This window comes from Chryseobacterium arachidis, assembly GCF_900129245.1.
In the GTDB taxonomy this organism is placed as follows: Bacteria; Bacteroidota; Bacteroidia; order Flavobacteriales; family Weeksellaceae; genus Chryseobacterium; species Chryseobacterium arachidis.
Map to the genome: position 1 here is coordinate 660,300 of NZ_FQUT01000001.1, position 21,002 is coordinate 681,301.

Sequence of the window (21,002 nt, forward strand, 5' to 3'; positions counted from 1 at the left end):
GTATAAAGATAAAACAAAATCAATAAAATTTTTGATGGGATTTTAAATTCCTTATTTTTACAGAAATATTTATTTATGAAAAAGATTCAAATGGTTGACTTACAAAGTCAGTATTACAAAATAAAGAATGAAGTAGATAATGCAGTTTTAAATGTAATGGATTCGGCGGCTTTTATTAACGGCCCTGAAGTAAAGTCATTCCAGAATGAATTGGAGTCTTATTTGGATGTAAAACACGTGATTCCTTGCGCCAACGGAACAGATGCCCTGCAGATTGCTTTAATGGCACTGGATTTAAAGGAAGGAGATGAGATCATTACTGCTGATTTTACTTTTGCGGCAACCGTAGAAGTTATTCATTTATTGAAGCTTAAATCTGTTTTGGTAGATGTGGATTATGATACGTTCACGATTTCTACAGAAGCGATAAAAAAAGCGATCACTCCAAAAACAAAAGCGATCATTCCCGTACATATTTTCGGGCAGTGTGCGAATATGGAAGAAATTTTAAAGATTGCTGAAGAACATAATTTATATGTCATTGAAGATAATGCGCAGGCGATTGGCTCGGAATATACATTTTCGGACGGAACGGTAAAAAGTGCCGGAACAATGTCTACGGTGGGAACGACTTCTTTTTTTCCTTCCAAAAACTTAGGATGTTATGGTGACGGAGGTGCAATTTTTACCAATAATGATGAGCTGGCTCATCGTTTAAGAGGTATTGTAAACCACGGAATGTACGAAAGATATTATCATGATGAGGTGGGGGTAAATTCAAGATTAGACAGCGTTCAGGCGGCAGTTTTAAGAAAAAAACTTCCTCATTTGGATGCTTATAACGAAGCGAGAGGAAAAGCTGCGGATTTTTATGATGAAGCTTTTGCCAATCACCCCAATATTTTAACTCCGAAAAGAGCGGAAAATTCTACGCACGTTTTTCACCAATATACTTTGAGAATTCTGAACGGTAAACGTAATGAATTACAGAAATTTTTAACTGAAAAAGAAATTCCGGCAATGATCTATTATCCTGTCGCTTTAAGAAAACAGAAAGCGTATTATCAGGAAAGCAATGATGCCGATTTTGTAAATACAGATAAATTGTTAGACCAGGTAATTTCTCTTCCGATGCATACGGAATTGGATGAAGAGCAGCTGAAATATATTACAGAGGCTGTATTGGAGTTTATGGGATGATGAAAAGAAAGATATTTAAATATAGACTTGTATATTATTTAGCGGTAATAACAAGTCTAATATTTTTTCTGATATCTGCATTTTCAATTTTTGCACTGTTTGAAAACTTCAGTATATTAAGTTTACTTCTTGTTGGTTTATCAATTATTGTAAATTCCTTCGCATTTATTAACTTGCTTGAAAAATACGATAAAGCGGTCTTATTTCTTAATTCAGGCTTGGTTTTAAATATTATTTTTTCCGGATATTATGTTGTGCTGGGATTTTTAAGCAAAGGATGGAATATGATAGCAACATATCCTCATTTTAAATTTTTTGTTTTATTTATTGTAATTTTAATCATTGTAAACATGTTTAAAATAAAGCAGGATAAAGGAATAAATGAGATAGAAGAAATAGGAAAGCACAACGATTAAAAACAATAACTAAAGAATGGCAATACTCGTAACGGGAGGTCTTGGATATATCGGTTCGCACACGGTGGTAGAACTTTTGAATAACAATTTTGAAGTTGTTATTGTAGACGACTTATCCAATTCAGAAAGATTTATTTTAAAAAATATAGAAGAAATTACAGGAAAAAAGCCTGTATTTTATCCTTTTGATCTTAAAAGAAAGGAGCTTTTAACACAGGTTTTCGATGCCCACCAGATAGACGGGTGTATCAATTTTGCAGCGTCTAAGGCGGTTGGCGAAAGCCAGATAAAACCGGTTGATTACTACGAAAATAATTTGTTTTCATTAATCAATATTTTACAGGAATTCAAGGAAAGAGGAATCTCTAATTTTATTTTCAGTTCATCTTGCACCGTTTACGGACAGGCAGACCAGATGCCGATTGATGAAAATACTCCATTGAAGTTACCTGAAAGCGTTTACGGTAAAACAAAACAGATGGGAGAAGAAATTTTAATGGATTTTGCAAAAGCTTATCACCGAAAAATTTCTTTACTGAGATATTTTAATCCCATTGGTGCCCATCCGTCAGGAATTATTGGAGAATTACCGATTGGGGTTCCGAATAATTTAGTACCTTACGTGATGCAGACCGCGGCCGGAATTCGCGAGAAGCTGAACGTCTGGGGCGATGATTATCCTACAGTTGACGGAACAGCAGTGCGCGATTATATCTACGTGGTTGATCTTGCAAAGGCGCATGTAGTGGCTCTGAAAAAATTAATGGAGGACCATTCTGATGTGGCTACGATTGATATTTACAATTTGGGTACAGGAAAAGGATCTTCGGTATTGGAAGTCGTGAAAGCTTTTGAGACGGCTAATAATGTTGCTGTTCCTTATCAGATTTGCGACAGGAGGGAAGGAGATATAACCATTGCTTATGCCAATGTAGATAAAGCCCAGAAAGAGCTCAACTGGAAGTCGGAAACCTCTTTAGAGGAAGCCCTGAGAACCGTTTGGCAGTGGCAACAATATTTAAACACCAGAAACGCTTAAAATTAAGTTATACATTAAAGAATTTATTATATGAAAACACAAAGAATAGGCATTACGTTTTCGTCTTTCGATCTACTGCATGCAGGGCATATTAAAATGCTGGAAGAGGCAAAGACAGTTTGTGATTACCTTATCGTAGGTCTGCAGATCGATCCTTCTCATGACCGTCCCAATAAAAATAAACCGACTCAGACAATCGTAGAAAGATATATTCAGCTGAAGGCAGTAGATGCCGTGGATGAGATTATACCATATTACACAGAAGAGGACCTACTGGATATTCTGAAATCTTTTGTAATTGATGTAAGAATTATCGGGGATGATTATCTGGACAGAGACTTTACAGGTAAAAAATACTGCGAAGAAAAAGGGATTGAAATCTTTTACAACAAAAGAGATCACAGGTTTTCTTCCAGCGATTTAAGAAGAAGAATTTACGAGGCTGAACTTGAAAAAATTGCGAGAGCAGAAACCGTAAAATAAAAAAAATCCCGAAGTAATTTTCGGGATTTTTTTGTGTATAAAAGATGGATTACATTGGCCCACCTTGCTGATCGTCTCCTGTAGCGTTGGAGTTGATGTCTTTTTTTCTTTTCGGCTGCTCGATTTTTTCGCCCTGTTTGAATCTGTAAGTTAAAGAAACCGAGAACTGTCTAGGCTGCCACTGCATATAAGAGTCTCGGACACTGTTTGCAGTGTACGTGGTAGATCTCATAGCTCTTGTATTGAAAATATCCTGTATATTAAATGCCAGCGTTCCGTCGCCTTTCCAAATTGTTTTTGAAGCACCAAGACTCACTGCATACATATCTTTTCTATTCTGATAAGCCGTCTTCTGTCCTCCTCTGTAAAACCCCTGTAACTGGAAACTGAATGTTTTATCAACTTTAATTGTTGAAGTAAGTCTGGCTCTTGATGAAAAACCTTTACCGCTGAAATCTGCTACAGCCTGTGTAGGATTTAAATCTCTGTCATAAGTATCATATAAAATACTTCCTTTTGTATTATATCCGAATAAATCTACATTTCCAAGGAATTTCAGCCAGCTTGTAGCATCCCAGTTGAAGTTCAGATCTAAACCATAGCGGTCATCCGAGCCTAAATTGATAGGTTTTGTATGAGATTCAATACGCTTCGGATCAATAATCGCTCCACTATCATCTGTAGCCAAAATATTATACACCAGCATTTTTGTGTCATCAGTCTGATGTCTGTAATATAATGTCGGGTTAATCGTGAATTTCTTTTTAGAAATGCTGTATCCAAATTCAAATGAATCTACATAAGAAGGATTCAGGTCGATATTTCCGTCGAAGATATTCTGGTTATCACTATAATTCGGGTTTGGAATCATAAAGAATGATCTCGGACGGTCTATTCTTCTGGTATAATTTAATAGAAGCTGATTATCTTTTGCAAATTCGTAGCTTAAATAGACACTGGGAAATAAATTATTGTAATTTTTAGTAGTTATTACTGAATTTTTAGCAGGATTGGGATCAAGACTCAGGTAATTGATATCCACATTCGACAACTCATCTCTTACACCTACCTGATAACCCAATTTTCCGATTTTACTTTTAAACTGCAGATAAAAAGCATTGAAAGTCTCTTTATAAGTTGCATCGTAAGTATACGGCTTCAGGAAATCTAAAGGCTGTGTTGAGGTGCTCTCGCGGACATCATTACTGTAATCGTTTGTATTGATATCAATCCTGTATCCAGCTTCTAATTTTGAATTTTCTCCGATCGGCAACTCGTAATCAACTTTACCGATAACAGATCTGTTGATGGTATTTTGATTAATAATGTTTTTCAAATCATCAATCGTATCATCAATATTGGTATCATTGTATGATCGGCTTCTTTGTAAACTTAATGACAATGACAAATTTTGTCCCTTATCGTCAAATTTATGATCTAATCCGAAGTCACCCTGAAACGCTAAATTGTTATTTCTTCCGAATGTACTTCTGTTGGAGGTGTAAAAAGGATCTCTCAGCGGTGTGTAACTGTAATCAATATTACCGAAATTTTCGCTGTCAAACGTTCTTACCGTACCGGATGCATTTACAGATGTTCTCTCAGTGATGTCGTATACAATTCCTGCAGAAGCGTTGTAATTGTTGTTTTTACTTTTGGTTTCAGAATTTGTATTTCTTTTTACCAAATCGTCATCTAAAACAGCATCATTGAAATAATCATCATTTCTGCTGGTGTTTTTTGATTCTCGGTAGCCACCACCACCGTTTAGAAACCACGTTACATTTCCTTTTCTCCAGTTAAGGTTAGCATTTAAGTTGGTTTGAGGAAGATATCCTAAAGTCCCGATAACGCTACCGTTAAAACCTGTTTTTTTGCTTTTCTTTAAAATAATATTTAAGATACCGGCTGTTCCGCTGGCTTCAAATTTAGAAGACGGGTTGGTAATCACCTCGATTCTCTCAATCTGATCGGCAGGAATACTTTGCAAAGCATTGGCGCCATCATCAATTCCAAGAAGGGCAGAAGGTTTTCCGTTAATTAAAAATCTAACGTTCGAGCTTCCTCTCATAGAAACAGTACCGTCTGTATCAACAGAAACCGAAGGAACATTGGAAAGAACATCCTGAAGATTTCCTCCCTTGCTTACGATATCCTGAGATGGGTCGTAGGTTCTTTTATCCAGTTCAACTTTATAAGGTTTTGTAGATTGTGCTGTAATGGTTACCCCTTGAATATCAGTGGTTTTTGAGTTGGTTGCACTTTTTTCAGGATCAATGGATAAAGCGCCGATATTTCCTGCTGCTGCAATCTGTTTATTCACAACACTTTTCTGGTAATCGATTGCCTCAATTGTAATATCGTAAGCACCGGGAGCCAGATCAAGCTTATATTGCCCTTTTTCGTCGGTAAGCGTCGCATCGCTGAGTTGTTTGTTTGCTTTGTTACTGAAGGTAACAGAAGCGTAAGGAACGGGCTGATTGTTTTTACTGACAACCGACCCGGAAATACCTACCTTCTCCTGTGCAAAAGCAAGTGCTGCCGCCGAAAGTACAAAAGTAAGCCCTAAGGTTTTTTTTGTAAAAATGTTAATGATTTCCGTCTGATTCATAAGGTATTTTTTTGTGTAAAATCGTGAAAGATTTCTCTTAATATTGTGAAATTGTTAATTGGGTAAATTTCAAAATAGTAAGTTTAATTTATTATTTGTAAATGTATATGTCGATTTAAATTGCCAAATGTTAGTTGTTATATTGTTAAAATAAAGTTAAATTTATTTCTTATTTTATATTTTTGGAATTCAGCCAGTCCTGATATGCTTTTGCATTAATGGCGTGCTGCTCCGCACTTGCCGTAAATTTGTGGTATCCGAATCTTGCCGGATCTGCACACATAAAGATATAATCGTTTTTTTCTGCATCCAAAACTGCATCTACAGAATTTTTATCCACCACACAGATTGGTCCCGGAGGAATTCCTTTATTGGCATACGTGTTATAAGGCGACGGGGTAGATAAATGCTTGTAAAAAACTCTTTTAATCTGATCTTTAAAGTTGGTCTGCTTATTAATAGCATAAATTACTGTTGGATCAGACTGTAACTTCATATTTTTTCTATAACGGTTTAAATATAGCCCGGCAATGGTTCTCATTTCATCCTTTTTACCTCCGGACTCTTTATACACAATCGATGCCAAAGCGTAAATCTGATCTCTCGTTAAGCCCGATTGCTGTTCCTGTGCTTTTCTTTCGCTGTTCCAGAATTCATTGTACTGATCATCAAATTTTTTGAAGAATTCCTTCGGGGTTACGGTCCAGAAAAAATTATACGTATCGATGAAGAAATATTTTTTAAGATCTTCTGCATTGCTGTATCCTTTTTCTTTCGCAATAGCATTAAGATCGTTCACGAATTGAAGAGAATCCAGTTCTGTTTTTTTAGAAACCTTACCAACCATCTGATAAACATCACCAAAATCACCGATTCTGAAGCTGTTTTCGCTTTGGTTTCCGGCTTTAATCATATTTACAAGGTTGGCATTACCCAAACCTTTCTGAAAATGATATCTACCTGCTTTGAAATACTTTTCCAGATCCTTTTCTTTTGCTACGGCCTCGAAAGATTCTTTATTGTCAACATATTTTGATGCAGAATCCAGGATTTGTTTAAAACTTGCCTTGTGAGGGATTAAAACATATCCGTCCTTTTCAATATTGTTTCCGTAATATTTTTTATAAAATCTAAAACCAAAAAATCCGCCCGCCACAAAAACAAGCAGGATGATTATGAGAATAGCTTTTTTCATTTAATGTTGATTAAAAGTTTTAGTTTAATTTAGGTCGATTTTCCCTTTGAAGACTTGTTTTGCCGGTCCTTCAAGCCAAATATCCTGAAAAGAACTTCCTTTTTTTTCGGCATAGACTTTCAGATCTCCTCCTAAAGTTTTAACTTTTACGGAGATTAGATTGTTATTTTGAAGAAAAGTTAAAGCCGAAGCCGTAACTCCTGTGCCGCAGCTGTAAGTTTCGTCCTCAACACCTCGTTCAAAGGTTCTTACAAAAATTTCATCGTCCGAAATTTTTTCCATGAAGTTGACATTGATACCTTTTTCCTTATAGTTTTCAGAATTTCTGATGCTGTTTCCTTCTGCAAAAACGTTGTAATTCACGATATCTTCAACATATTTTACATAATGCGGTGACCCTGTATTCATCACTGTATCTTCCCCGTCTCTGGAAATTGTTTCCACATCACCCATTTTTAATTTTACAATCCCGTTATGGATTTCGGCAACATGTTCTCCGTCGATCGCGGTGAATTTACATTTACCTTCAAAAATGTCAAGAAAAAAAGCGAAGGCAACCGAACAGCGGGCGCCGTTTCCACAAAAGCTTTTAGAGCCGTCGGAATTATAATAATCCACTTCAAAATCATAGCCTGGAGCTGTATTAATTTTTATCAGTCCGTCTGCGCCAATCCCGAAACGGCGGTCGCAAAGCTTTTGAATATTTTCAATTGAAAGGTCATCCCATTCTCCGGAACGATTGTCTATCATTACAAAATCGTTTCCCGTACCTTGATATTTATAGAATTCCATATTTTTCCGATGTAATATTTTGTCTAAAATTGAACATGCAAAATTACTGTATTTAAAACAAAAAACGAACAGTGTTAGCTGTCCGTTTTCTTATTTATAATCGTTTTATCTAAACCCGCCTCCGTTTCTCGTTGGCTGAGGAGAAGTTTGCTGAGGTTGAGAGGATGAGCTTCCCGAATTATTTCTGAAGCTTCCGCTGTTCGAATTGTTATTGGAGGAATTATTCCTGAATCCACTGTTGGAATTGCTGTTGGAAGAATTGTTTCTGAAGCCTCCATTGTTTGAAGTATTACCGGAAGAATTATTCCTGAACCCGCTGTTATTCTGCTGTCTCGGAGTATTCTGCGGCTGGTTTCTGAATCCGCTGTTCTGGTTTTGGGTGTTGTTCTGTCTGAAACCTCCATTGTTGTTATTTGAAGTTCTATCATTTACATTTCCTCTGAAACCGTTATTAGGTCTTGCAGAAGTTGTTCCGTTAGAGCCGGATCTTCTTTCTACATATACTTTTCTTCTGGAATTATCGTAATTCTGATAATAATACGGCATACCATTGTCGTAATAATAAGTATAATTATTTCGGTAATAGTACCCGTCATTTCCCCAATATCCTCCATTTCCGTAATATCCCTGAGGAGCGTAATAATATCCGTTATCGTAATATGGATCTCCATACGAATTTGCGTAAGGATCCGAATATACTGTACAAGATGCTAAACTTGCTATAGTAATAACACTGAATGCTATTTTTAATAAATTTTTCATGACTTTTTTATAACTTTTTTTCTTTATAACTTTTTTTCCATTCGGCGTATCCCTGTATCGCCATTATTGTAAATACCAAATATTGAACCGAAGTGATACCGAGACCTTTATAAATCATCATAGGGATACAGATAAAATCTCCAATGATCCAAAAAATCCAGTTTTCAATACGTCTTTTTGCCATAAACCACATCCCGACCAAAAATACGGAGGTAGTGACTACGTCCAGCCAGTTTCCCCAATCCAGGTGATACAACCCAAGATTCACGGCTTTCATAGAAAACTGATTATCAATATAGGGTTTGTAATAATAGACTCCTGTTACTAAGATTAAACTTAATACAAAAAGTAAAATCCCATAGCCCCATTCTTTTTTTGATGCCCAATTTACCTCCACATGAATGTGGTCTTCAGAATTCTTTGCCCACAAGATCCATCCGTAAACGCTCATGACCGTATAATAAACATTAATCATGCAATCTCCAAGCAATCCGAAGTTAAAAAGAATGTATACATAAATTAATGTGGAAACAATTCCGGTAGGATAGACCCAGATATTTTTTTTAATAGAAAAATAAACACTCAAAATTCCGAATACCGTAGCAGAGGCTTCCATAAGAATCTGTGCTGTACTGTAGGTTTCGTAGGGTTTTACGAAAAGATCGTATAAATTCATGTGATCAAAAATAAACAAAAATCCAGAGACTTTAAAATGATTTAAATATTGTGAAAATCAGAATTTTAAGTTTTTATATTTAAAATTAACGTTGAAAATTTATTAATAAACGTTAAGGTTTCTAAATTTTTTATATTTTCGTAAATCTTTAATAAATAATAAAATATGTCTAAAATTTGGACCAAAAAACCGATGAGTGCTTTCGAAAATGATATGAAAAGCAGTCAGCTCAAAAGAGTACTCGGTAAATGGAGTCTTACAGCTATCGGTATCGGAGCTATTATCGGTGGAGGAATTTTCGTACTTACAGGTACAGGAGCTTATTATCATGCAGGCCCTGCATTAGCTCTTTCTTTCGTTATTGCCGGAATCGCATGTGTATTCGCAGCATTGTGTTATTCAGAATTTGCATCCATTTTGCCTGTAGAGGGTTCTGCTTATGCGTATGCATACGGAACGGTAGGTGAAATTTTTGCTTGGATTATCGGTTGGGGGCTTATCCTGGAATATGCAATGGGCTCCATGACAGTTGCCGTTTCCTGGTCCGGATATTTTAATAAGCTACTGAAGATGTTCGGCCTGCATTTGCCGGATTATCTTACTTCAGATCCTGCAAGCTATACGGGAGAAGGTTTTTCTATGAATTTACCTGCTTTTGTAATTGTGCTTGTAGTAATATCAATCTTAATTAAAGGAACAAAAGAGGCTGCCAAAGCAAATAATCTTATCGTAATTATGAAAGTTTCTGCGGTATTATTTGTAATCATTGCAGGAGTTTTCTTCATTAATGCAGACAACTGGAATCCTTTCATTCCTGCTGCTACAATGGTGAAAGAAGGTGAAAATATGAAAGAAGCCTACGGAATTCAGGGGATTATCTCCGGAGCAGCAGCAATTTTCTTTGCTTACGTTGGTTTTGACGCGGTTTCTACACAGGCAGGTGAGGCTATTAATCCTAAAAAAGATGTTCCTTTTGCGATTATTGCTTCACTTTTAGTTTGTACAGGGTTATATATCTTAGTGTCTTTGGTACTTACGGGAATGATGCATTATTCGGATTTCAATCCTCAAGGGAAATATCCGGATGCTATCAAAGCTCCTGTGGCATATGCATTTGAAATTGCAGGACAGGGATGGGCTGGCTACATTATTACGATTGCAGCGACAGTAGGTTTGGTTTCCGTATTGATGGTAATGATCATGGGACAATCCAGAATCTTCTTGGGAATGTCTAAAGATGGTTTAATTCCTAAAATGTTCAGCGATGTACACCCAATAAGAAAAACTCCGGCTAAAAGTTTAATGTTGTTAGGGATTGTAATTGCGACGGTTGCAGCGTTTACTCCAATCAGCAAATTGGCGGACATGACAAGTTTCGGGACGTTATTTGCGTTTACAATGGTTTGTGTAGCGGTTTGGATCTTAAGAAAAAAAGAACCGAATATGCCAAGAACATTCAAAGTTCCTGCACTACCGGTGATTGCTACATTAGGTATCTGTATCAACGTTTACCTGATCTGGAACCTGAGCCATGAAGCAAAATATCTTTCTTTAGGATGGCTGGCACTAGGAGTAATCATTTACTTTACTTACAGTTTGAAAAACAGTAAACTTCACAAAGTAGGTTATGGTGAAACTTTTAAAGCAGAGCAGGAGCCTTTAGAAAAACCTGATTTAGATTAAAATTTCAATAAATAGATCAAATAAAATCCACAGAATTCTGTGGATTTTTTATTTTTGTCAGTATGAAAAAAATATTTCCAATCGTATTTACATTCTTCGAAATATTGGCTTTTTCCCAACAGATTAAAAGTATAGAAACCATTTTTAATGATAAGATCAGCATTAGAGCTATCGAGCTGTATGACAATAAAGTCTGGTACAGTGGAACAGATTCTAAATTTGGTTTTGTTGATTTAAAAAATTCTAAGAATCAAAAACAGATAAAATTATCAGAAAAGAAGCTTCAGTTTAGAACATTAGGTCAGAATAAGGATTCTTTTTATGCCATCAATATTGAAAGTCCCGGTGAGTTTTTTAAGATCAATAAAAAAGATTTAAAATCTGAAGTTGTGTTTAAAGATACGGCAAAAACGGCTTTTTATGACGCACTTCATTTTGTTAACGATAAGCTTGCTTATGCTTTTAGTGACGCAGACAAGGATAATACATTAAAATTGGCTTTGCTTAAAAATGGAAAATGGAGCATGTTTGGAAATGACATCAAACTAAATGAAGGGGAAGCTGCTTTTGCTGCGAGCAATACCAATATTTCATCAACCAAAAATAACTTGTGGATCGCAACCGGTGGAAAAGCATCAAGAATTTTAAAATTAAATTTTAAGAATAATCAGTTTAAAATTTTCAATACTCCAATTATTCAGGGAGAATCTTCTCAGGGAATATATTCTATAGATTTCGCGGAGGATAAATTCGGGATTGCAGTTGGTGGAGATTACACAAAACAGGACGCCAATATCAACAATATTGCTACTACAAACGATGGTGGTGAAACCTGGCAAATTCAGGCATCAGGGCAAAATGCAGGGTACACGACATGTGTGAAAATTAAGCCGGGTTCCAAAGGAAAAGAAATCATTTCTGTCGGAGATAAACACATCAGTTACTCTTCAGATTTTGGGAACACTTGGAAGAAAATTTCAGACGAAAAAAATCTCTACGTTTGTGAATGGGCAGATCCGAATACCATTATTTTTGCAGGAAAAGACCGAATTTTAAAAATGAAAATGAATTAGATTCATACAATATGCTTCAGGCAATTTTAAGCTTAAATCAATTTTTAAATCTGAAATATAGAGGAATTCGTTTTTTAGAAAACATTTTTCAAACTACCTTTGATCAAATTTTCAAAATGAGAAATCTGAAAGTATTGTTTCTTTTATTAATTCCAACTTTATTTTATACTCAAAAAATTCGTGTTTTTATCTTAGCCGGACAATCGAATATGAATGGTTTTGGTTTTAATAAAGATCTTCCGAACGATTTGAAAGCGTTGAAAGATGTTTATATTTTCCAGGGAAATTCTGTTCCGGACGGCGATATGAATGGTGGAATTGGGAAATGGGACGTTCTGAAACCCGGAAACGGAACAGGTTTTAAAACAGACGGAAAAACAAATACGCTTTCAGATAGGTTTGGTTTGGAGCTATCTTTTGCGAAAAAGATGAAAGAACTTTTTCCAAATGACAGGATTGCTTTAATAAAATATGCCAGAGAAGGAACTTCAATCGACAGCGCCGCAAGAGCGGGTTTTGGTTGCTGGGATTCTGATTTTAATGGAAAAAACGGAGTGAATCAATATGATAATTTCTTAAAAACCGTAAAAAATGCTTTATCTGAAACTGATATTGATCGAAATGGCAAAAAAGATCAGATCATTCCTTCGGGAATTCTTTGGATGCAGGGAGAAGGCGATGCAAGTTATGATGAAGCGATTGCCAATCGTTATTATGACCATTTAAAAACATTGATGAATCAGATGCGAGCGACTTTATTAACGGATGATCTTCCTGTTGTGATCGGAAAAATTTCAGATTCGGGAAAAGATAAATCGGGAAAAGTCTGGAAGATGGGAGAGTTGGTTCAGTATGCTCAGGAAAAATTTGTAAGGGGCGATAAAAATGCTGCGATTGTCCGTTCAACGAAAAACTACGGTTACGGCGATGATCCATGGCATTACAACAGTGCAGGTTACATCGATATGGGGCAGAAATTTGCCGAAGAAGTATTTAGACTCATTATAAATTTCGAAAATAAACCCTAATATATTTCATGATTCAAAATTCATAAGATATATTTAATTTTGCATAATGAATTTTGTTTAAAAAGTTCAGGTTAAAAATTTTAAATCAAAAATGAATTCTTTAATAGATAAATATAATATTCCGGGCCCTAGATACACTTCTTATCCTACAGTTCCGTACTGGGACGAAAATTCTTTCTCTTCAGAACAATGGGAAAAAAGTGTGATCAGGACTTTTAAGGAGACCAATGCAGAGGAAGGAATTTCTATTTATATTCACCTGCCTTTCTGCGAGGCTCTGTGTACGTTTTGTGCATGTCATAAACGTATTACGAAACAGCATAGCGTGGAAATTCCATATTTGGAAAGTGTGTTAAAAGAATGGCAATTGTATCTTCAGCTGTTTGATGAAAAGCCAAAATTGAAGGAACTTCACTTAGGAGGAGGTACTCCAACTTTCTTCTCTCCGAAAAATTTAAAAACTCTATTGGAGGGGATTTTTGAAACGGTAGAAATTGCAGAGCATCAGGAGTTCTCCTTTGAAGGTCACCCGAATAATACAACGAGAGAACATCTTCAGACTTTGTATGATTTAGGCTTTAGAAGAGTAAGTTTTGGGGTTCAGGATTATGACCCGAAAGTTCAGAAAGCAATCAACAGAATCCAGTCTTTTGAAAAGGTAAAAGAAGTAACGGAATGGGCGAAAGAGATTGGCTACAGAGGAATCAGTCATGATCTGGTTTTCGGACTTCCGCATCAGACATGGGAAGCTATGGAAAGTACGATCCGCAAAACAATGGAATTAAAACCTGATCGTTTGGCGTTCTATTCTTATGCACACGTTCCGTGGGTAAAAGGGGTAGGACAAAGAGGTTTTGACGAAAATGATTTGCCAAGTGGTGAAGAGAAACGCCGTTTGTATGAAGATGGCAAAAAATTACTGGAAGATTTAGGATATATCGAAGTTGGGATGGATCATTTCTCTTTAGAGCACGACGATTTGTATCAATCTTTGATTCAGAAAAAACTGCACAGAAATTTCATGGGGTATACTTCAAGTAAAACTCAGCTGATGGTTGGTTTGGGCATGTCTGCCATTTCAGATTCATGGTATGCTTTTGCACAGAATGTAAAAACGGTTGAGGAATATCAGAAAATGGTTGAAGAAGGAAGAATTCCTGTGGTAAAAGGACATATTCTGAATGATGAAGATTTGACGGTAAGAAGACATATTCTGAACTTGATGTGTCAGCTTGAAACGACTTTTGACGTTAATAATTCTTTTCCTGAGCTGGAAAATGCATTTGAAATGTTGAAGGAAATGGAAAACGACGAGTTGGTAGAGATCCATAATAATCAGATAAAAATTACGGAAAAAGGAAGAGCATTTACAAGAAATGTTGCGATGGTTTTTGATTTGAGAATGATGAGAAATAAACCGGAAACAAGAATTTTCTCCATGACGATTTAATGATAAAATTTTAATGGAAATAGAAAAGCCTCAGTCAGAAAATGACTGAGGCTTTTTTTGAAAACTATCTGAAAATATTCTATTGAATAATTATTTTTTTACTATAAGATTTCTGATTCCCTGAATTTAAGTTAATAAAATAAACTCCCGCAGGAAGTCCTGAAATATTTAGGCTGTTATCGCTTTCAATTTTTCCTTGTTCTAAAACTTTTCTTCCTTCAAAATTGATGATGTCAACGGTAGTATTTTTATCTTTTATGCCTTCAATAAATATTGTTTTTGAAGCCGGATTCGGATACACTTTTATTTGAGTTGAAAGGTCATTTTCCTGAGTTCCCAGAGTATTCGTAATAATTCTGAAAATTTTTCCGCTGTTTACAGCTGCCACGAACAATTCATTTTGGTTATTCACTCCGAAAGTCGAAAAATTATTTCCCGAAAAAGCTGAAGTCCATGTGATGGAATCATCGGCATTTAAACTTCCGATTTGTGTGGAGCAGTAGTCTGCAAAGATATACCTTCCCTGTAAAGAAGGAAATTGAGTTCCCCGGTAAACATAACCGCCTGTGATGGAACATTTTCCTCCGGAATGGTCATACGCTGCAACCGGAAAAGTCATCGTCGACTGTGCTGCACAGCCTGTCGTATTGTACGAATTATTACCCTCATAGCATCTCCAGCCGTAATTGATTCCCCCTTGTGTTAAAGGCATTCTGTTGATTTCTTCAATTTGTCCTTGTCCCACATCGGCAATCATCACATTTCCGGCAACCGTATCAAAATTGAATTTCCATGCGTTTCTCAATCCGTAAGCCCAGACTTCATCAGCACCATCAACCCCTACGAAAGGATTTCCCGGCGGAATATTGTAAGGTTCTGTGGAATTGATGTCCAATCTTAACAACTTTCCTAAAAGAGAATTTTTGTTTTGAGCGTTGTTGTTCGGATCTCCGCCACTTCCTCCGTCACCTGTAACCACCCATAGATAACCATCCGGTGCAAAATGAATACTTCCCCCGTTGTGATTATCAAAAGGCTTCGGGGTGTTTAAGATAATTTTTTCTGAGTTGGGATCGGCAACATCAGGATTTGATGAGCTTCTTGTATATCTTGCTACCGTAATATTCCCGTTTGTGTCGTTATAATACACAAAAAAATACCCGTTCGTTGGGTATTGTGGGTGAAAAGCCAGGCCGAGAAGTCCTCTTTCTCCTCCGTAAGTAATTTTTGTACTGATGTTTAAAAAATTAGTAGCGTTTACGGTCCCATTGGGCTGTACAATTTTAATGATTCCGTTTTGTTGAACGACGAACATCCTGGTGTCGTTAGCGTGGGAAATTTCCACAGGGGCGGTAAAACCGGTAGCAAATTCTTCCAGATTAATGCTTTGTGCATTCATCATGAAGGAAGAAAAAATACTTGCGCAAAAAAGTAGTTTTTTCATAATATTTTGATATTTAGTGTATTAAAACTGAATGAAAATTTCATACCAATCAATTATTGAAAAATTCATTAAAATACCACAGAAAAAATATTAAATCTGTAATAAAAATAAGAACACCGATATATCTGAAAATAAACGATTTCTGTTGTTAATAATTCATAAAATTCAATAAAATGATTATATTTGCCGACTTAATTTAACGTAGTTATAACAAAATGCAAGGAAAAGGACTTATTACAATTGTTGCTATTGTACTAGGGTTGATTTGCTTAAATGAGCTATTACCAACATGGTACGCCAGCAAAATTGAAAAGCAGGCGACTGCTATTGCAGGAGACAATCCGGAGAAGTATCAGAAAGAAATTACAAGGCTTTCTAAGGATACTCTGAATTTAGGATTCACAAAACTTTATTACTCTAAAGCCAAAGACAAGGAAATGAAACTTGGTCTTGACTTGAAAGGAGGGATCAACGTTCTTTTGGAAATCAACCAGAGAGATCTTGTGAATGATTTAACAAATTATTCTACAAACCCGATCCTTATCGAGGCTTTAAACAAAACAGATGAAGTTCAGAAGAATTCTACAAAATCTTACATCGATAACTTCTTCGATCAGTTCGATGCAATTAACAAAGCAAAGGGTACAAACCTGAAGTTGGCAGATCCGGAAATCTTCGGAAACACTACACTTTCTGAGGTAAAGTACAATACGCCTGATGATCAGGTAAAAAGCATTGTTAAAAGAAAAATCGATGCTTCTGTAGGAACGGCTTTCGAGGTAATCAGAACGAGAATTGATAAGTTGGGTGCTATCCAGCCGAACGTTCAGAGAGTACCTGGTACGGCTAGAATTTCTGTGGAAATGCCAGGTATGAAGGACATCGACAAAGTGAAGAAGATGCTTCAGACTTCTGCAAAACTTCAGTTCTGGGAAGTACAGCAGGTTCCGGAAATGGCGCCATATTTCCAGACATTAACGTCTATTGTGGCTGCAAAAGGAGATTCTATGGGAGTTGCTAAGACAACAAACTTCATGAATCTTTTACACCTTGACAAATTAAGAACAAACGGTGTTGCTAACGTAAAATTATCTGATACAGCTGCTGTAAACAAAATCTTGAACAGCAAAGTGGCTCAGTCTTTACGTCCGGCTAACATTAAATATACACAGTTTATGTGGGGTTACAAACCTGAAGCTACAGACAGTGAAAGCTTGGTATTGTATGCTATCAGAGGTAACATCAACCAGAAAGCTCCGGTAGACGGTGCTGTTGAAACCGCTAACATCAGCTATGATGAGCTGAGCAGAGTGGTTGTAGACATGCAGATGGATTCTAAAGGGGCTAAAGAATGGAAAACTTTAACAGAGAAAAACGTTGGTAAACCAGTTGCGGTAACATTGGACGGTAGAGTTTATACTGCACCAAACGTGGTGGGCGCAATTCCTAACGGTAGAACTCAAATCTCTGGTAACTTCTCTCAGGAAGAAGCTAAAGAATTGGTAGACGTTTTAGGAGCGGGTAAATTACCTGCAGGTGCAAAAGTAGTTCAGGCTACGGTGGTAGGTCCGTCTTTAGGTCAGGAAGCTATTGATTCCGGTTTAATGTCGTTCCTTATTGCATTTGCTATTATAATTGTATATATCATTTTCTACTACGGTGGAGCTGGGGTATATGCGGTAATTGCAATGGTAATTAACTTATTCTATATTTTCGGTATTATGGATTCCGGAGATTTCACTCTTACGCTTCCTGGTATCGCGGGTATCGTTTTGACGATGGCGGTTGCGGTCGATACGAACGTTATCATTTATGAAAGAACCAAAGAAGAATTATTCGCAGGAAAAAGCATTCTTGAAGCTTACAAAGACGGTTTCAAACATGCCTTGAACGCGATTATCGATGGTCACACGACTACGTTCTTAACGGCGGTTGTATTGTTCTTCTTCGGAACAGGGCCTATCAAAGGTTTCGCATTAACGTTGATGATCGGTATCGCGATGACGTTATTCACTTCAGTATTGCTTTCAAGAGTAATGATCTTCTCAAGATTAAATAAAGGAAAAGGACTTTCTGTTTGGACTCCGGCAACGAAGAACTTATTCAGAAATACTTGGATCGATTTCATCGGAAAGAGAAAATATGCATACATCATTTCTGCTGTTCTTACCATAGTTTGTATTATTTCAATTGCAACACACGGTTTCAAATACGGTATCGATTTTACCGGAGGTAGAAACTATGTGGTAAGATTTGATAAAGATGTAAAAGCGGAAGATATTGAAGAGAAATTAGTGGCTTTGTTTAAAACGGAAGACGGTAAAAACTCTTCTGTTGAAGCTAAAACTTACGGAAACAACAACCAGTTAAAGATCTCTACAGATTACCTTATCGAAGACGAATCTTTAAAAGCTGACCAGATTATCGAGCAGAAATTGTTTGAAGGATTAAAATCTAACTTACCTGCAGGAACAACATTACAAGAGTTCAAATCTGCAGACAAAGACCATGCAGGAATTATTTCTTCTGAGAAAGTAGGACCGTCGGTAGCAGATGATATCCAGATCCATGGGATCTATGCAGTAGTTGCTGCATTGGCAATGATCTTTATCTATATCTTGGTAAGATTTAGAAAATGGCAGTTCTCTCTTGGAGCGGTGGCTGCTCTATTCCATGATGCGGTTATTATTTTAGGGGCATATTCATTGCTTCACAAATACATGCCGTTCAACATGGAGATCAATCAGGATTTTATCGCTGCGATCTTAACGGTATTAGGATATTCAATCAACGATACGGTAATTATCTTCGACAGAATTAGAGAATATTTAAGAGAGAAGAAATCTTTAACATTAGCAGGGTTATTTGATGACTCTATTTCAAGTACATTGGGTAGAACATTCAACACCTCATTTACAACTATCTTAGTAATCCTGGCGATCTTCATCTTCGGTGGAGATAACCTGAGAGGATTTATGTTTGCGATGTTAATCGGTATCGGTTTCGGTACTTATTCATCCATCTTCGTAGCATCGGCAATTGCTTACGACTTCCTGAAAACCGGTAAGGAAGATGAAGTTCACGGCAAGTCGACTACTAACAAGGAAGTTCTTGCTTCAAAATAATGTATACTACAATAAATAAGAAAAAAAGCCTTTCGATCTGAAAGGCTTTTTTTTTGCTAATAACTGATATTTTGACTCTTTTACTGTCAACGGAGATTCTTTTAGTATTAAATTATAGTCTTTTCGTTTATTGTTTGATTCTTTAAACATCTTGCAAGATCCTTTTAAGGTCAACGGAAATATTTGTTTAAACTAATTTTAAATTTAACCACAAAAGATATTCTACCAGCTATTATTAGATAATAAAAGCTCTCAAAAAGATAAAATCAAAGATTTTTTTTAAAACTTATGCGTTCTTTTTGTCAGTTTACTGATAAACTTTAAATACATTATCTATATCTTTTGTGCCTTTTGTGGTTATTAACATCAAATTATAGTTTTAAAGCATCTTATTTAAATCTTTTGATTCAACGTAAACTCTTTTCATCTCAAATTATATCATTTTGAAATAAGATTTAATTTTCTTTATTCAATAAATTAAATATCAACATTACTCATTACCAATTGCTTATTACCCATAATTTAGAATCATTATTTTTCCTGATTTGATTACTTTTGCACCATTATGGAAAACTCGAGGAAAAAGGCAGCCATTGGCTTTATATTTATTACACTTTTAATAGATGTTATAGGGTTGGGAATCATTATTCCTGTTATTCCGAAGCTTATTGAGGAACTGATTCACGGAAGTGTAAAAGAAGCTGCAAAATACGGCGGATGGCTAAGTTTTGCCTATGCATTTACCCAGTTTGTTTTTTCTCCGGTTATTGGAAACTTAAGTGATAAATACGGAAGAAGGCCCATCATTCTCATTTCTCTTTTCGGGTTTGCCGTAGATTATATTTTCCTTGCTTTGGCACCGTCCATCTGGCTTTTATTTGTCGGAAGAATTATTGCGGGAATCACTGGGGCAAGCTTTACCACGGCGAGCGCTTATATTGCCGATATTTCTACGGATCAGGATAGGGCAAAAAATTTTGGTTTAATTGGAGCTGCATTCGGGTTAGGGTTTATCATTGGTCCTTTAATGGGAGGAGCTTTAGGACATTTCGGCCCGAGAGTACCTTTTTATGCGGCGGCGGTATTGTGTCTTTTAAACTTCCTTTACGGCTATTTTATTCTTCCTGAAAGTTTAGACAAAGATAAAAGAAGAGCTTTCGACTGGAAAAGAGCCAATCCCATTGGTTCACTCAGGTTTTTACTAAAACATCCTGAGCTTTCAGGTTTGGTGGTGACGCTTTTTTTAGTTTATATTGCAGGTCACGCTGTACAAAGTAACTGGAGTTATTTTACGATCGGTGAATTTAAATGGACAGAATTTACGGTGGGTGTTTCTTTAGGCGTGGTAGGACTGTTGGTAGCTTTGGTGCAGGGCGTTCTTATCCGATGGACAACCCCGAGGTTGGGTGAATACAAAAGTATCTATGTCGGATTAGGAATGTACGCGATAGGGATGCTGTTGTTTTCCTTTGCTACAGAAGGGTGGATGATGTTTGCCATCCTGATTCCTTATTGTCTTGGCGGTATTTGCGGGCCGTCTCTTCAGTCGGTGATTACAAAAAATGTAGCTCCCAACGAACAAGGAGAGCTGCAGGGTGCACTTACCAGTTTAATGAGTATTACTGCAACCATAGGACCTCCTTTAATGGCGAGTCTCTATTATCAGTTCAGTAAAGATGATGCATCTTTCAGGTTTCCGGGAATGCCTTTCTTTCTGGCATTTGTCCTCATGACCATTGGTGTTGTTATTATTTATCTGAATTTTAAAAATAAAAGCGTAAAAAAGGATATTACAGAATAAAAATCAAACGGAGAATCAGAATCGATTCTCCGTTTTGGTTGGAAATATAATGTTTGAAAGAATATATTGCCTATGTTTTTCAATATTTAAATTTAAGAAAAAGTTATATTTAAGTCAATTTAATGTGAATTAAATAATTGTTAACTGTTTTGTATTTTTATATTAAGCGATCTTTTTTGCAGTAATTTTTCATATTCAAATCTTTATCAGTCTTTCAGGATCTT

At 36.3% G+C, this 21,002-nt stretch carries 16 protein-coding genes; 10 read left to right on the plus strand and 6 right to left on the minus strand.

Annotated features, from left to right (window positions below; all coding sequences use genetic code 11):
* Positions 1-75: 75 nt before the first annotated feature.
* The 4 genes from BUA89_RS02950 to BUA89_RS02965 are packed head-to-tail and all read left to right on the plus strand — an operon-like array spanning position 76 to position 3,138.
* Positions 76-1,200 (plus strand): DegT/DnrJ/EryC1/StrS family aminotransferase, encoded by a 1,125-nt coding sequence (locus tag BUA89_RS02950; RefSeq protein ID WP_072953129.1) that lies wholly within the window; start codon positions 76-78, stop codon positions 1,198-1,200.
* Complete coding sequence (locus BUA89_RS02955; RefSeq protein WP_228420513.1) at positions 1,197-1,616, plus strand: hypothetical protein; 420 nt, start codon at positions 1,197-1,199, stop codon at positions 1,614-1,616. Before BUA89_RS02950 ends, BUA89_RS02955 begins: the two co-directional genes overlap by 4 nt.
* Before the next feature lie 16 nt (positions 1,617-1,632).
* Positions 1,633-2,655 carry a UDP-glucose 4-epimerase GalE gene (gene galE, locus BUA89_RS02960; RefSeq protein WP_072953130.1) on the plus strand — a complete coding sequence of 341 codons (1,023 nt, stop codon included), beginning with the start codon at positions 1,633-1,635 and terminating at the stop codon, positions 2,653-2,655.
* Between the two features lie 30 nt (positions 2,656-2,685).
* A complete protein-coding gene (locus BUA89_RS02965) occupies positions 2,686-3,138 on the plus strand; it encodes an adenylyltransferase/cytidyltransferase family protein (RefSeq protein ID WP_072953131.1) in 453 nt (150 codons plus the stop codon).
* Between the two features lie 49 nt (positions 3,139-3,187).
* Here the strand turns inward: BUA89_RS02965 and BUA89_RS02970 are convergent, their stop codons facing one another.
* The 5 genes from BUA89_RS02970 to pnuC all read right to left on the minus strand — a co-directional run bounded on the left by BUA89_RS02970 (position 3,188) and on the right by pnuC (position 9,174).
* Positions 3,188-5,749, minus strand: coding sequence for a TonB-dependent receptor domain-containing protein (locus tag BUA89_RS02970; RefSeq protein WP_072953132.1), 2,562 nt, complete (start codon positions 5,747-5,749; stop codon positions 3,188-3,190).
* Between the two features lie 169 nt (positions 5,750-5,918).
* On the minus strand, positions 5,919-6,944 hold the full coding sequence (gene mltG, locus BUA89_RS02975) for an endolytic transglycosylase MltG (RefSeq protein ID WP_072953133.1): 1,026 nt from the start codon (positions 6,942-6,944) through the stop codon (positions 5,919-5,921).
* Positions 6,945-6,968: 24 nt separating this feature from the next.
* Positions 6,969-7,736 carry a diaminopimelate epimerase gene (gene dapF / locus BUA89_RS02980; RefSeq protein WP_072953134.1) on the minus strand — a complete coding sequence of 256 codons (768 nt, stop codon included), beginning with the start codon at positions 7,734-7,736 and terminating at the stop codon, positions 6,969-6,971.
* A gap of 105 nt (positions 7,737-7,841) precedes the next feature.
* Positions 7,842-8,498, minus strand: a complete 657-nt coding sequence (locus tag BUA89_RS02985) for a hypothetical protein (RefSeq protein WP_072953135.1) — start codon at positions 8,496-8,498, stop codon at positions 7,842-7,844.
* 7 nt (positions 8,499-8,505) lie between these two features.
* Complete coding sequence (gene pnuC / locus BUA89_RS02990; RefSeq protein WP_072953136.1) at positions 8,506-9,174, minus strand: nicotinamide riboside transporter PnuC; 669 nt, start codon at positions 9,172-9,174, stop codon at positions 8,506-8,508.
* A gap of 165 nt (positions 9,175-9,339) precedes the next feature.
* Here pnuC and BUA89_RS02995 point away from each other — a divergent pair, with 165 nt between their 5' ends.
* The 4 genes from BUA89_RS02995 (at position 9,340) to hemN (ending at position 14,408) form a co-directional block, all read left to right on the plus strand.
* Positions 9,340-10,857, plus strand: coding sequence for an APC family permease (locus tag BUA89_RS02995; protein WP_083531574.1), 1,518 nt, complete (start codon positions 9,340-9,342; stop codon positions 10,855-10,857).
* Between the two features lie 62 nt (positions 10,858-10,919).
* A complete protein-coding gene (locus tag BUA89_RS03000) occupies positions 10,920-11,930 on the plus strand; it encodes a WD40/YVTN/BNR-like repeat-containing protein (protein WP_072953137.1) in 1,011 nt (336 codons plus the stop codon).
* Between the two features lie 116 nt (positions 11,931-12,046).
* On the plus strand, positions 12,047-12,958 hold the full coding sequence (locus tag BUA89_RS03005) for a sialate O-acetylesterase (protein WP_072953289.1): 912 nt from the start codon (positions 12,047-12,049) through the stop codon (positions 12,956-12,958).
* Positions 12,959-13,049: 91 nt separating this feature from the next.
* Positions 13,050-14,408 carry an oxygen-independent coproporphyrinogen III oxidase gene (hemN, locus tag BUA89_RS03010; RefSeq protein ID WP_072953138.1) on the plus strand — a complete coding sequence of 453 codons (1,359 nt, stop codon included), beginning with the start codon at positions 13,050-13,052 and terminating at the stop codon, positions 14,406-14,408.
* Positions 14,409-14,487: 79 nt separating this feature from the next.
* Here the strand turns inward: hemN and BUA89_RS03015 are convergent, their stop codons facing one another.
* A complete protein-coding gene (locus BUA89_RS03015; RefSeq protein WP_072953139.1) occupies positions 14,488-15,852 on the minus strand; it encodes a PQQ-dependent sugar dehydrogenase in 1,365 nt (454 codons plus the stop codon).
* Positions 15,853-16,067: 215 nt separating this feature from the next.
* Between BUA89_RS03015 and secD the strand changes: the two genes are divergently transcribed.
* Positions 16,068-18,977 carry a protein translocase subunit SecD gene (gene secD / locus BUA89_RS03020; RefSeq protein ID WP_072953140.1) on the plus strand — a complete coding sequence of 970 codons (2,910 nt, stop codon included), beginning with the start codon at positions 16,068-16,070 and terminating at the stop codon, positions 18,975-18,977.
* Positions 18,978-19,542: 565 nt separating this feature from the next.
* A complete protein-coding gene (locus BUA89_RS03025; RefSeq protein ID WP_072953141.1) occupies positions 19,543-20,778 on the plus strand; it encodes a TCR/Tet family MFS transporter in 1,236 nt (411 codons plus the stop codon).
* Positions 20,779-21,002: the final 224 nt, after the last annotated feature.

Excerpts from the sequence above, each read along its gene's own strand:
- BUA89_RS02950 (WP_072953129.1), top strand. The coding sequence starts at position 76 with ATGAAAAAGATTCAAATGGTTGACTTACAAAGTCAGTATTACAAAATA.
- BUA89_RS02955 (WP_228420513.1), top strand. The coding sequence starts at position 1,197 with ATGATGAAAAGAAAGATATTTAAATATAGACTTGTATATTATTTAGCG.
- galE (WP_072953130.1), top strand. The coding sequence starts at position 1,633 with ATGGCAATACTCGTAACGGGAGGTCTTGGATATATCGGTTCGCACACG.
- BUA89_RS02965 (WP_072953131.1), top strand. The coding sequence starts at position 2,686 with ATGAAAACACAAAGAATAGGCATTACGTTTTCGTCTTTCGATCTACTG.
- BUA89_RS02970 (WP_072953132.1), bottom strand. The coding sequence starts at position 5,749 with ATGAATCAGACGGAAATCATTAACATTTTTACAAAAAAAACCTTAGGG.
- mltG (WP_072953133.1), bottom strand. The coding sequence starts at position 6,944 with ATGAAAAAAGCTATTCTCATAATCATCCTGCTTGTTTTTGTGGCGGGC.
- dapF (WP_072953134.1), bottom strand. The coding sequence starts at position 7,736 with ATGGAATTCTATAAATATCAAGGTACGGGAAACGATTTTGTAATGATA.
- BUA89_RS02985 (WP_072953135.1), bottom strand. The coding sequence starts at position 8,498 with ATGAAAAATTTATTAAAAATAGCATTCAGTGTTATTACTATAGCAAGT.
- pnuC (WP_072953136.1), bottom strand. The coding sequence starts at position 9,174 with ATGAATTTATACGATCTTTTCGTAAAACCCTACGAAACCTACAGTACA.
- BUA89_RS02995 (WP_083531574.1), top strand. The coding sequence starts at position 9,340 with ATGTCTAAAATTTGGACCAAAAAACCGATGAGTGCTTTCGAAAATGAT.
- BUA89_RS03000 (WP_072953137.1), top strand. The coding sequence starts at position 10,920 with ATGAAAAAAATATTTCCAATCGTATTTACATTCTTCGAAATATTGGCT.
- BUA89_RS03005 (WP_072953289.1), top strand. The coding sequence starts at position 12,047 with ATGAGAAATCTGAAAGTATTGTTTCTTTTATTAATTCCAACTTTATTT.
- hemN (WP_072953138.1), top strand. The coding sequence starts at position 13,050 with ATGAATTCTTTAATAGATAAATATAATATTCCGGGCCCTAGATACACT.
- BUA89_RS03015 (WP_072953139.1), bottom strand. The coding sequence starts at position 15,852 with ATGAAAAAACTACTTTTTTGCGCAAGTATTTTTTCTTCCTTCATGATG.
- secD (WP_072953140.1), top strand. The coding sequence starts at position 16,068 with ATGCAAGGAAAAGGACTTATTACAATTGTTGCTATTGTACTAGGGTTG.
- BUA89_RS03025 (WP_072953141.1), top strand. The coding sequence starts at position 19,543 with ATGGAAAACTCGAGGAAAAAGGCAGCCATTGGCTTTATATTTATTACA.